13 protein-coding genes are annotated in these 12,678 nt (G+C 31.6%); 8 read left to right on the forward strand and 5 right to left on the reverse strand.

Features of this window, described 5'->3' with window-relative positions:
• The first annotated feature begins 58 nt into the window (after positions 1-58).
• Positions 59-742, forward strand: a complete 684-nt coding sequence (locus tag PQF96_RS08110) for a response regulator transcription factor (RefSeq protein ID WP_109434356.1) — start codon at positions 59-61, stop codon at positions 740-742.
• Positions 743-1,825 carry a sensor histidine kinase gene (locus PQF96_RS08115; protein ID WP_109434355.1) on the forward strand — a complete coding sequence of 361 codons (1,083 nt, stop codon included), beginning with the start codon at positions 743-745 and terminating at the stop codon, positions 1,823-1,825.
• On the opposite strand, the gene PQF96_RS08120 is transcribed toward PQF96_RS08115, so the two are convergent.
• Positions 1,763-2,818 carry a UDP-N-acetylglucosamine--N-acetylmuramyl-(pentapeptide) pyrophosphoryl-undecaprenol N-acetylglucosamine transferase gene (locus PQF96_RS08120; protein WP_143917560.1) on the reverse strand — a complete coding sequence of 352 codons (1,056 nt, stop codon included), beginning with the start codon at positions 2,816-2,818 and terminating at the stop codon, positions 1,763-1,765. The two genes, PQF96_RS08115 and PQF96_RS08120, sit on opposite strands and share 63 nt — an antisense overlap.
• A gap of 347 nt (positions 2,819-3,165) precedes the next feature.
• On the opposite strand from PQF96_RS08120, the gene trmB reads away from it, so the two are divergent.
• Genes trmB through PQF96_RS08135 form a run of 3 tightly spaced genes read left to right on the forward strand, consistent with a single transcriptional unit; the run spans position 3,166 to position 4,810 of the window.
• Positions 3,166-3,840 (forward strand): tRNA (guanosine(46)-N7)-methyltransferase TrmB, encoded by a 675-nt coding sequence (gene trmB / locus PQF96_RS08125; protein ID WP_109434477.1) that lies wholly within the window; start codon positions 3,166-3,168, stop codon positions 3,838-3,840.
• A 14-nt stretch (positions 3,841-3,854) separates the two neighbouring features.
• Positions 3,855-4,484, forward strand: coding sequence for a LysE family translocator (locus tag PQF96_RS08130; protein ID WP_109434353.1), 630 nt, complete (start codon positions 3,855-3,857; stop codon positions 4,482-4,484).
• Positions 4,475-4,810: an MGMT family protein gene (locus tag PQF96_RS08135; RefSeq protein WP_109434352.1), complete on the forward strand. Its 336-nt coding sequence runs from the start codon at positions 4,475-4,477 to the stop codon at positions 4,808-4,810. The genes PQF96_RS08130 and PQF96_RS08135 overlap by 10 nt, the downstream gene beginning before the upstream one ends.
• 12 nt (positions 4,811-4,822) lie before the next feature.
• Here PQF96_RS08135 and PQF96_RS08140 read toward each other — a convergent pair whose 3' ends face one another.
• Entirely contained in the window at positions 4,823-5,650 is an 828-nt protein-coding gene (locus tag PQF96_RS08140) for a hypothetical protein (RefSeq protein WP_271765703.1), read from the reverse strand.
• A 193-nt stretch (positions 5,651-5,843) separates the two neighbouring features.
• Between PQF96_RS08140 and PQF96_RS08145 the strand changes: the two genes are divergently transcribed.
• Positions 5,844-6,989 (forward strand): Mrp/NBP35 family ATP-binding protein, encoded by a 1,146-nt coding sequence (locus PQF96_RS08145; RefSeq protein WP_271765704.1) that lies wholly within the window; start codon positions 5,844-5,846, stop codon positions 6,987-6,989.
• Between the two features lie 3 nt (positions 6,990-6,992).
• On the forward strand, positions 6,993-7,232 hold the full coding sequence (locus tag PQF96_RS08150; protein WP_109434349.1) for a NifU family protein: 240 nt from the start codon (positions 6,993-6,995) through the stop codon (positions 7,230-7,232).
• Positions 7,233-7,315: 83 nt separating this feature from the next.
• Here the strand turns inward: PQF96_RS08150 and PQF96_RS08155 are convergent, their stop codons facing one another.
• The 3 genes from PQF96_RS08155 to PQF96_RS08165 all read right to left on the reverse strand — a co-directional run bounded on the left by PQF96_RS08155 (position 7,316) and on the right by PQF96_RS08165 (position 10,707).
• Entirely contained in the window at positions 7,316-8,458 is a 1,143-nt protein-coding gene (locus PQF96_RS08155; RefSeq protein WP_271765705.1) for an acyltransferase family protein, read from the reverse strand.
• Positions 8,459-8,618: 160 nt separating this feature from the next.
• Positions 8,619-9,749: a helix-turn-helix domain-containing protein gene (locus PQF96_RS08160; RefSeq protein ID WP_271765706.1), complete on the reverse strand. Its 1,131-nt coding sequence runs from the start codon at positions 9,747-9,749 to the stop codon at positions 8,619-8,621.
• Positions 9,750-9,774: 25 nt separating this feature from the next.
• Entirely contained in the window at positions 9,775-10,707 is a 933-nt protein-coding gene (locus PQF96_RS08165; RefSeq protein ID WP_109434347.1) for a metallophosphoesterase, read from the reverse strand.
• Between the two features lie 739 nt (positions 10,708-11,446).
• Here PQF96_RS08165 and PQF96_RS08170 point away from each other — a divergent pair.
• Positions 11,447-12,661 (forward strand): hypothetical protein, encoded by a 1,215-nt coding sequence (locus PQF96_RS08170; protein ID WP_109434346.1) that lies wholly within the window; start codon positions 11,447-11,449, stop codon positions 12,659-12,661.
• Positions 12,662-12,678: the final 17 nt, after the last annotated feature.

The raw sequence follows: 12,678 nt of genomic DNA on the forward strand, positions 1-12,678 counted from the left end.
AAACTTTCATTGTAACATAGTATATTTACCTCAATCAAGTGATATAATTCTATAAAAAATGAATAAAAAAGATATTACAATTCTGTTAGTAGATGATGAGCCGGATATTTTAGAAATTGTTGGGTATAATCTTACTGCAGAAGGATATAGTGTTGTTACTGCAGAAAACGGAGTTGAAGCTGTAAAAGTTGCTAAAAAGAAAAAACCACAATTAATTATTTTGGATGTGATGATGCCAGAAATGGATGGTATTGAAGCTTGTGAGCATATTCGCAAACTACCAGATTTACAAAATACAATCATCACTTTTCTTACTGCAAGGGGAGAAGATTATTCTCAGGTAGCAGGATTTGATGCAGGAGCAGATGATTATATTACAAAACCGATTCGTCCAAAAGTCTTAGTGAGTAAAGTAAAAGCCTTATTACGTAGACTTAAAGAAGACGAATCTTCTGATAATGTGGTTAAGATAGGTAATCTCGTTATTAATAGAGATGAGTATAAGATTGTAAAAGATAAAAAAGAGATTGTTTTACCTAGAAAAGAATTTGAATTATTATCTTTATTAGCCTCTAAGCCTGGAAAGGTATTTAAACGAGAAGATATTCTTGATAAGGTATGGGGTAATGAGGTGATCGTAGGAGGTCGTACTATAGATGTTCACATTAGAAAATTAAGAGAAAAGATCGGCGATGATAGTTTTAAAACGATTAAAGGAGTAGGATATAAGTTCGTAGTTTAAATGGCAGAGAATTTTAAGAAGTCGTATAGGTTTGCATACCTTTCGTCTTTATACATTACTATATTATTAACGCTCGTAATGAGCGTTTTTTTGTATGCGCAATCCCAGTTTAACCTATTATTTATATTAGGTTTTGTAATGGTATGCTATGCAATTTGCTTTCTAATCATTCAATATCGTGTTGAGAAGTTTATTTATAGAAGAGTTCGTAAAATATATGATGATATCGAAATGTTGGAAGTAGATGATGTTATTAGTGATACTCCTGTTACAACAGATATGAGAACTCTTATTAAAGAAGTTGAAAAATTTGCACAACAGCGTAAAACAGAGATTGAAAAGTTAAAAATCAGAGAAGCGTATCGTAAAGAATTTATGGGGAATGTTTCGCATGAGTTAAAAACACCATTATTTACTGTTCAGGGGTATATATTAACCCTTTTGGATGGAGCTATGGATGATCCTGCAATTCTTGATAAATACTTAAATCGTGCTAGTAAGGGAGTAGAGCGTTTAATTTATATAGTGAACGATCTGGATATGATCACCAAATTAGAAGCAGGTGATCTTAATCTTAGCTATACTAATTTTGATATTGTAGAATTGGTACAAAGTGTATTTGATCTGTATGAAATGAAAGCTGCAAAAAAGAATATTGCACTTACATTTGATATGAATTATAGTAACCCTATTCTGGTTCATGCCGATAAAGAACGTATACAACAAGTTCTTTCTAATCTTATTGTAAACTCCATAAAGTATGGAAAAGAAGATGGTACGACCGAGGTAAGTATCGAAGATTTGATCCGTAATAAAACTATTGTTAGAGTTACAGATAATGGAGAAGGGATCGCACAAGCCCATATCCCAAGATTATTTGAACGCTTTTATCGAGTAAATAAAAGTGGCTCGCGTAAAGAAGGAGGCTCTGGTCTTGGGTTAGCTATCGTAAAGCATATTATCGAAGCGCACCACGAACGAATTTATGTAGAAAGCGATTATCGAGTAGGAAGCGAATTTTCATTTACTTTGGAAAAAGTGAAAAAGTTCCCCGTAGTCGATGTCAGTACTAAAACTACTTAATCCTCGATACGCATTCAAATCTCTTAACTTAGTTAATGTAAAATCATTCTGAGTACAACTAGGAACTAATTTATTAATTGTTAAACGCTCTGCTAAGTATTCTTGTTCAAACTGACCTGGCGTAGGGATAAAAAATGCTTTTTTCTTCAATTTGGCAAGATCCATTACTGTAGTATACCCTGATCTCGAAATGATCAAATTACTGCTGTTTATAGTATCTTCCAGATCTTTCCCTGTAAGGTAATTATGTATTGTGATATTATTCTTTATATACGTCTGTTGTATATCTTCAATAAGTCCACGTACAAATACAATTCTTTTATCACTTTGTTCAAATTCCTGAAATAACTTTTGTTCTAATAAAGTGCGTTGAGGTTCTGGGCCAGAAAGTAATACCATAATATCATATTTCTTGGGTACAACCTGATATTCAAACCTACTTAAAGGACCAAGATACGTAACAGGAATAGTATTCTTTTTTGGGTGACCTAATTCACCACTAAGATTTGGATCATCAGCCATATCAGGAACCCAGCACACATCGAATTTTTTAATGTACTTATTGTGAAGTTTTGTGCTTATTGATGTTGTTTTTCCGCTTAGTACGGTAAGTTGATGAGTTATAAAAACTGAAGGAATACTTTTGTGTCGTACTCCCATTCTGTTGTCAGAAATAATACCGCAAAAATCCTCTTCCTGCATAAGCTTTTTAATGACTTTTTTTTCGGCACTTATAGCATGAGCAATTTTAGGACTGTTAAGTAACATTTTCAACTTAAAATTACTTCCCTTTTTAGAATATTCTATATTGTAGGAAGGAAGGAGTTTTGTTTGTAGCTTTGGAAATTCCTTTTTTAATAATGATAAAGCAATACCATCAGAGGCAATAACAGGCTCCAGACCTTCTTCTATTAACGCATTGATAATAGGGATACAACGTGTTGCATGACCTAGTCCCCAATTTAGAGGAGCTACAAGTACTTTTTTTTTCAAATGTTCTAGTTTTTAATTGGTTATAACGACTGACCATTTAATTCTTAATAATAAAAGTAATCCTATTTCCTTATGCGTATATTTCCTTAATTTTACCAAAAAATTATCTTTAGTGAAACTCAACATCATGAAAATTATATTGAACATATTGATTTTTCCTTTTTAAGAAGAGATTCAAATCATATTTTGTTGATAGAAATATTTGAATTGGTGTATTTTTTGATATGTTACTATATATCGAACTCTTTTTACTAAAGAGATTAGTGTTTCTTAATACCAAAAATCAGAGGTTTAATGTAACACAAAAAGGATTCGAGAGTCGAATAAGAAAAGAAATTAGAGAATTAGTGGGAAGTAAGAATAAATTAAAACGATTTAACGAGAACAAAACCTTTCATAATGTAGTAGAACCTACACGAGATGAAGTGCTTAATAATACACTTGGATATAAAGGGAAATGGAATGAGAAATTCTTTAAAAATCAAAACCCTATTGTTCTTGAGTTAGGATGTGGTAAAGGAGAATATACGGTAGGACTTGCAGAACAATATCCAGATAAAAATTTTATTGGTATTGATATTAAAGGAGCCCGTTTTTGGCGTGGTGCTAAAACTGCGATAGAAGACGAAATGAATAATGTGGGCTTTATTAGAACACAAATTGAACTAATCGATCATATTTTTGCAGAAGGAGAGGTTGATGAGATTTGGATTACTTTTCCAGATCCACAAATCAAATATAAACGCACAAAGCATCGATTAACAAATCATGATTTTTTACAACGGTATAAGAAAATATTAAAACCAACAGGGCTCATGCATCTGAAAACAGATAGTGAATTTATGCATGGATACACCTTAGGATTGTTGCATGGAGAAGGGCATGAAGTGCTGTACGCAAATCATAATGTTTACCATAATGAAGGTGCACCAAAGATTGTAACTTCAATTCAAACTTTTTATGAAAAACAATATTTAGAACAAAATAAACCTATAACTTACATCCAGTTTAGGATCACGTAATTGGCATAATAATTTTGGAAACTACTAGACTATTTTTAGTTACATTTTTTGCATCACTGGTTGGAGTTATTCCTCCTGGATTGGTAAATATGACCGTTGCACGCACATGCCTTGAAAGAGGAAAGAACAATGGTATTTTAGTGGCAATTGGAGCTTCTGTAGTGGTCTTGTTTCAGGCCTTGATTGCTATTCTTTTGGCCAAATATATTTTTTTCAACCCTTTTGTTAGAAATATTTTACTGCGTACAGGAGCAGTAATCTTTTTTTTGATGGCGATTTACTTTTTCGCAAAAGCAAAACAAAGAAGAACAAAAATCAGAGTATATCGTAAAAATGAAAAGAGAAGTTTTTTCAAAGGTGTTATGATGTCAGCGATTAATGTATTACCAATACCTTATTTCTGTGCTATTGCTGCTGGAATGAGCGTTAGTGGAAAAATGGAATACGATACTTTACGTATTATAGCATTTACTGTCGCGGCAGGAACAGGAACTTTTGTAACTCTTTATTTTTATGTATTGTCTTTTTTAAAGATTGAGAAGAAAACAGCGTCTATCACTAAATATTCTAATTATTTTATGGGAATATTGATGTTGATTTTAGTAATTATAACCTTAGCAAGAATTGTATACACGTGGGAGTAAAAGAAAACGATAATTTTTTTGAAAGAGTATATGAAGTGGCCAAACTAATACCTTATGGAAGAATAACTTCTTATGGAGCAATTGCAAAATGTCTTGGTGCGGCAAGAAGTGCACGAATGGTTGGTTGGGCAATGAATGCATGTGGTGGAAGAGATGATGTGCCTGCGCATCGTGTGGTAAACAGAAAGGGTATACTCACCGGGAAACACCATTTTGATGGAACAAACCTAATGCAACAATTATTAGAAAGTGAAGGAGTAGAAGTAATCGATAATCAGATTATAGATTTTGAAAAACTATTCTGGGATCCTATGACCGAGTTATAATTTTAAAATCACTTAAAAAGAAACCCCGACTCCGGCAGAAAAGGTAGAAAAATCTACGCTACCCAATTTAAGATGCTCATACCCTCCAGAAAATGTATAACGTTTATAGTGATAGTTGAGTAACGCATTAAATTTGTTTACGGTAGTATCATTGATAAAAGCTTGATTAAAATTAACCTCCAAACTTAACGGTTTTGCAAAGAAAAGCTCAGCCCCAAGACCATAAGTAAATCCTAATTCATCTACTTCACCATCAACATAGGTGGCACCTAATCCCCAATACATGTCAAATCTTTCAGTACGAATTCGATAATACTTTGCGAGAAAAGTATATACGGCTAATGAATTATCTCCAAAAAAAGTATTGTCTTCCCATAATTGTAGATAATCTGCTTCAAAACCAATTCTTTTAAAAAATCTAAAATCGGCATTGAGATGATTTCCATACAATTTTGCATTTTCGACAACGGTTCGGGTAGAAAGTGTAGTCCTAAATAAAGCGGCATCTTCTCCCCAATCATAAGAATAGTTTCCTTTTTTTGAATGAAGATATGGGTATTTGGTAATAGAAGCAGTACTAGCAGCATATTCCGCTTCTCCAGGGGCTTCAAAGATAATTCCATAGGTTATAATAGCTCCTATTTCTATAAGTAAGTCACCAAAAAGATAAGTGTCGTCATAATTATTTGAAGTTCTTGATCTTGATCTAGAATTATTATAACTTCTATTGCTCTCTTCTTTTTTACTTAAACTTTTTTCGACTTTCTCTAATTTACCTTGACTAAATCCATGATTAGATACCATAAAGTACGCTAGTAGAAGAAGAGTAATTGGTTTCATAATGGTTATTTCGTGTTTTTTTAATTCGCTATTCACATTAATCATACCACTTTATAAAAATCATCTTATTGTGAAATACGATACCACTATAAATCATTTCAATTTGGAGGCTTTATAATCTTAACTTTTCAACCTATCTTTGCACTTAGAATCAATCTAGATAGATGAATTAGTCAGCAAAAGAAAAATACTCATGAAGTTAGAGAAATCAGATATATTAAAGGCATTAGAGACTATAACTGTTGCAGGAGAAGGTCAGAATATGGTAGAGAGCGGTTCGGTTAAAAATGTAATTACTTTTGGCGACGAAGTAGTTGTAGATTTGGTATTGACTACCCCTGCACTACATATTCGTAAACGTGCTGAGGTAGATGTCATGAAAGTAATTCATGAGAAAGTTTATGAAAAGGCAAAAATAACGGTAAATATAAAAGTCGAAGCACCTACCGCTAATACGCAGTCTCAAAGTAATGAGATCAAAGGAAAATCTATTCCTGGAATTACCAATATTATTGCAGTGGCTTCTGGTAAAGGTGGTGTAGGTAAATCTACGGTAACTTCAAATCTGGCAGTGACTTTGGCAAAAATGGGTTTTAAAGTAGGATTGTTAGACGCAGACATTTATGGCCCTTCTGCACCTATTATGTTTGATGTAGAAAGAGAACGACCCCTCTCTGTAAAAGAAGGAGGTAAATCTAAGATGAAACCCATAGAGAATTATGGAGTAAAGATTTTATCTATAGGGTTTTTTACACAACCTAATCAAGCAGTAGTTTGGAGAGGTCCAATGGCTGCAAAAGCACTAAATCAGATGATTTTTGATGCAGCTTGGGGAGAACTGGATTTCATGTTGATCGATTTGCCACCAGGAACAGGAGATATTCATTTGTCTATTATGCAATCTCTTCCTATAACCGGAGCCGTGGTAGTAAGTACTCCGCAGAATGTTGCTTTGGCAGATGCTCGTAAAGGTGTAGCTATGTTCCAGCAAGAGAGTATCAATGTGCCAGTCTTGGGAATTATAGAGAATATGGCATATTTTACACCAGAAGAGCTTCCTAACAATAAATATTATATCTTTGGAAAAGAAGGGGCAAAACACCTGGCAGAGGATATGGATATTCCTTTCTTAGGAGAAATTCCGTTAGTACAAAGTATTCGTGAAGCAGGAGATGTAGGGAGACCCGCAGCATTACAGACAGCTACACCAATAGAAAAAGCATTTGAGGAATTAACCAAAAGTGTAGTGCAAGAGGTAGTAGATAGAAACGATAGCTTACCTCCAACAGAGGCAATTAAAATAACAACCATGGCAGGATGTTCTGCCGTAAAAAAATAAAAAATGACTTCTGAAGAATTAAGAATTAATGTAGAAAAGGCGCTGGATGAAATTAGACCATTTTTGGAGAGTGATGGAGGAAATATTTCTTTAGTTGCTATCGAAGATGATAAAACAGTAAAGGTTCAGTTAGAAGGTGCTTGTGTAGGATGTAGTGTGAATCAGATGACACTTAAATCTGGAGTGGAGATGACTATTAAAAAGTATGCTCCGCAGATAGAAGAAGTACTCAATATAGAATAATATATTTTATATCAAAGATTACTTCTCCTGAGGGAAGTACAGTATTGACTTTTATGAATTTCCAGATTAAATAATTTCTTTTTTTATTTAAGTTTTTTCATTCCGAAAAGAAACCTCATTATGTTATATGGCTTTATATACAAGTGATAAATAAGTATGCATACCCAAAAACATACTAATAATAGAAAACAAAACTTTAGAGTAATAGCGTCTTTTGTTCCCAAAACATAGTATCCTATAATTACTATTACTGTTTGATGTAATATATAGAAAGGATAAACAGCATTATTTGCGTAGGTTAATAGTTTACTCCCCTTTTTTAAATACTTTCTGGCATATCCTAGACAGCTAAAAACCCACATCCAGGTATTAAAATTTAATAATGCATTAAATAGGTAAGTTTGGGGTTTTTCATTCCAATTTTCCCAAATTAAGTGTGGTTCCCATTGATTCCAACGAATTATATTAATGGTTATAATTGATAAAAAAGAAAGACTTAAAAATAATTTCCTATTTGTCTGGATCAATTCTAGAGTTTTTGGAAATCTATAAAATAATAATCCTGCAATAATAAAAAATATGAAAAAGGAATGTCTTCCAATATCATTTACGAAGTCGTATGATGCATTATAATGAAGAGATAAATAGGAGTAAGGAAGTATTGCAATGAATACAAAAATAAATAGTGATGTAATTTTACTAAAACAGGATTTCAGATTTTTTGTGAAACAAGTATGCTTCTTTAATACATAAAATAAAGGTATAGATAGTAGGTTATAGCAAAATAAATATGGGATGAACCATAAATGTAACCAATGAAAATTTCCTTCTGGATACCAATCAAATTTTAAGAACGTTTTATAGAATTCAATGTATGATTGCTCTATCCCTTCAAATTTTCGTTGAAAATATAATTGTGGAGCTACTAGTATAAAAGTCCATATTATTGTGGGAATTATTAGGCGATAAAACCGTTGAGTAGAAAATGTATTCCAATTCATTCTTTCTAATAAGATGTTAGAAATAAATCCAGATACAAAAAATAATAACGGCATTCTAAATGATGACATCCAATAATTAATTTCTAATAACATATTACTTCTCTCAGTATTTTGAATATGCCAATCCCAATCTTTCACGAAGATCATTGAAGTATGAAAAATAAACATCATTAGTATTGCAATCACTCTTAAATAATCTATATAATAATATCTGTTTTCTGCCATTTTTATGGATATAAAAGATTTATGTATAATGGTGATTTAACTTCGATAGTTTTATTAATCGGGTAAATCGTATCAAAACAAAAGTGACGTATTTTGCTTATAATCAGATTTAAAAAAGGAGATATTACGTCTAGAATTATAATTCTAGACGTTTTAAATTTTATGCATTGGATTTTTGAAGTGTTATAAATGCCTTTGGAGAAAGCTGTACATATTTTTTAAAAGCGTTATAGAAAGTGGCTTTTGATTTGAAGCCGACAGAATTTCCTATGGCCTCTATAGTGAGATGATCATAAGAGTCATCTAAAAGTCTTTTTTTTGATTCTTCAATTCTGTATTGATTTATAAAATCATTAAAATTTAAATTAGTACTTACATTAATGATTTGAGAAATGTAATTAGGATTAGATCCAAGAGCTTTTGCCAGATCCTTTAAAGATGCAGATTTTGATAAATAATACTCCTCATTTCTGATATATTGCTCTATTTTTTGAATAGAAAAAGAGTCACTATTAATTTTTGAGGTTTCGTATTTATCCGCCAACCATGAATTTTCGAAAAATCGAGACTCTGATAGTAATACAAAACCAGTGATACATACTGTTATAGTATGAAATATAAATATATAATGATCTCCACCATCATCATCAAAATTCAAATACACCAAAAAAATAAGAATAAAAAAAGCTAATAAAGCAAGAATGGTATTTCGAGAGAAATCATATTTATTAACTTTAATATTGCTTGCGTTTTTTGTGTTACCATTGTAGAAATTCTTTAACACCAGTCGTATCGATAGTACAATATACACTATTAAGCTAAAGAGGATAAGCCATCGAAATTCATCTTTGATGATCTGGTAACTATAATCTGTATTCTCAGGAACGATTGCTCTTTCCATATTTGGGAAATATGCACCCAAATATGCATTGATTTTGATCGATGTAGGTTGAAAGTAATATTTAATCTGAGATATAAGATATAATACAGATGGTAAGAGATGTATCCAATGTTTTTTTAAAGTGATTGATTTTCGTTCCAGAAGAGCATATATAAATATGTAAATTGAAGGTGCCAGAAGTAAGACTAATGGTTCTGTACTATCATTTAAATGTGGAGTATATTTCATAAGCCCTGTATAGCATAGAAAAGTATCTGCTGCTATAATTGATTGTATAAGTAAGGACCAGCCGTATATCCTAAAAGCAATATTTTTTTTGGAAGCTCTAAAAAGAATTACAGCACTTAGTAGTAATCCAAAAAAGATTCCAATAGATATAAAATAAGACACTAGATTATGTCTAATAGGGATACTGTCAATTATGTATTGGGTGTTTTGCATCTAAGGGTATACGATCGGTAACAAAATCAGTTAATTTTTGAGGGCCTTCCAAGGGGATTCTAATAATTTTCAAGATACCATCTTCAGTAGTAGAAATTTGCCATTTAATTAAGGTAATAGCTCCATTTTCAATTTCCATTCCAGTAATTGATCTTGGATGAACACAACTACCATCATTAAAAAGTGGTAATTCTCCAGCTTCAGGAAATCGCGGACGATGAGTATGACCAATAATGGTAAATAAATTTTTGTTGTTAGCAATCCATTTTTTAATTCTACGCTCTATTCTAATAGTTTCTTTATAATTTTTAGCAGGGCTGGTAGGATCAGAAATTCCTATTACCTGTAAAGGTTTCCATAATACACGAACCAAAAATCTATTGATTTTCCATCCTGTATAATTCATAAAATCTGCTTGATGACCATGAAGCATAAAAATTTCCTGCTTCGTATTTTTATGTTTGAGTACAATCGCTTCTTCATATTTTATATTGGGAAAAAGAGCAATTTCCCTATCAGTTTTACGATCAAAATAATAAGATAAATGTTTTTTTACATATTTAGGATTCCTATATACCATATCATGGTTACCCCAAATCATTTCTAATCGATTTTCACTATAAAGAAGAGAAAGTAATTCATATACATTTTTATGAGCTCTAAATATCATGTCAAAATTTCGATTTTCCCATAACTCATCTCCATCACCTAATTCGCAATATGTGAACCCTTTATTGTAGTAATATTTAAGAGCATGAAAATAAATATTCCTATTATTAGCAAACTCATCTGCAAAACTATTATCTCCTCGGTGGCAGTCGCTAAACAATATAAATTTAGAAGTATCATCAAAAGGAATGACTTTGGCATTTTTGTATGCACGGTTTAATCGGGATTCTGATGACATAGGAATCAAATTTATAAGTAAATATAAGTAATGCTTTTGTTTTTAGAATATGTTTTTTTATTACTGAAGTAATGGTATTTGTGAATACAATGTAGTATAGAGGTGTTTTTTTAAAACTGAATAATGAAAGCTTGTTCTTCCCGCTTATATGCGGAAACAATAAAGAGGAGTAAACCTAAAAGCCTTTAAAAAACTAGGCGCTCTTAAAACATTTTATAATAAAAGGAATATAGAAATTCTGTGAGGATATAAAAATTCACTGAAAACGGGGTACTCTATACAATGTTAAATATTCATTTTTGACTAACTATTTTTAACGATGTAAAATTCGTTTTAAGAATAAATTGATAGTTGTTTTCTTGTGCTACTTTTTTTAAGTGTGTATTTAATTAAGTAATAAAATTAAATACAAATAAAAGATGAAGTATCTCGAATATCAATTAAAAGAAATCGTATATATATTTGGTTTTAATTTGTTTAAGTGTACAGATTACTTTTGTTGTATATGCGGGATTAAAAAAACAGAGTGTTGTTAAAAACATCGAATATTTTCTGTGAAATAGCTTTTTATCGTTAAAAAACGTTTTTTATCGATGAATAAATGTTAACAAAAATTAAGTTAATTAACATTTTTTATTTAATTTCGCTGTTTTTGCGCCTAGAAATGAGGTACATATTAGCATTTAGTAAGGGATAAATGCTATTAAAATCTAACTATCAATTTTAACTAATTTAACCTATGAAAAAAGTAATACTATATTTATTAGTAGCTGTAAGTACGTTTGGGGTCTATGGTCAGGAAAAACCAACTGACGTCGTTTACAGGAGAAGTTCGTTATTTACACTTATGGTAACGGATAAAGAAAGAGAATACGCAGATGTCATTGAAGAGGCATTTACATCAGCCGAGATTCCTGAAAAATTTAATAATCATAACATTGAGCTAAGAACAATAGCCAAAGTTTATGATGAATCATTATCGAAAGAAGAGATAAAAGAAGCGCAGAAAGTAGCTATTCAAGAATACTTTTCTACTAACAAAATTGCAAAAGCAGTAGTTGCAAAATGGTTTAATAGAAGTGAACAAGGAGGCTTTAATATGGATCTTATCTCAGAGAGAGGGTCATATAACGCTACAGAGTTAGATGTGAAAATTGCTAAAAATAGCGAAAGAGGACTTGCTTTGCTAGCAGATGCTGGAGAAGAACTTATCAAGAACACATTTATTGTTGTTAATGATTTTAAGTATATCAGTAAAGAAGAAGTTGCCGAAAAAGCCAAAGCAGGATTAGGGTTTGCTGCAAGTCTTGCAGGAAACGGTGGTGGACTTGGATCTAAGTTAGCAGGTAAGGCTCTTGATGTTGCAGGAAAAGGATATGTGATTAAAACAACTTCAAACCTTTATAAATTGGTATGGAATGAAGAAACTGCTGCTATCTTCTATAATGATTATTGGACAGATGATGCTAATCTTGATGAAGCCAAGAAGAAGGCTTTTGATGAGTCTGATATTTTTAAAGTAGAATTAATAGGTACAGAAGTTGCATGGGCCGATCTGCAAAGTAGCTCATTTACTAGAAAAAGTGAAGAACAACTAGTATCCATTGCTACTGTAAAAGCAGTTGATGCTGTAATTGCAAAATTGCAAAGAAAATACGAAGTATTTAGAACAAAAACTCCTTTAATAAGTGGAGATCCATTATCTGCAAAAATTGGATTGAAAGAAGGATTAGAAGGAGGAGATAAATATGAAGTATTAGAGCAAACCATTGATAAAAATGGGAAAACAGTTTATAAAAGACAAGGTGTTATCAAAGTAAACAAAAAACAAATATGGGATAACCGTTTTATGGCTGGAGAAGAGCACGAATCTACAGAAGAGATTAAAGAATATACACTATTTAAAGGGGGTAAAAACTTTTACTCCGGGATGTTAATCAGACAAATTAATTAAGAAAGAAAACTTTATAT

The organism is Aquimarina algiphila, from assembly GCF_947494415.1.
Taxonomy (GTDB): domain Bacteria; phylum Bacteroidota; class Bacteroidia; order Flavobacteriales; family Flavobacteriaceae; genus Aquimarina; species Aquimarina algiphila.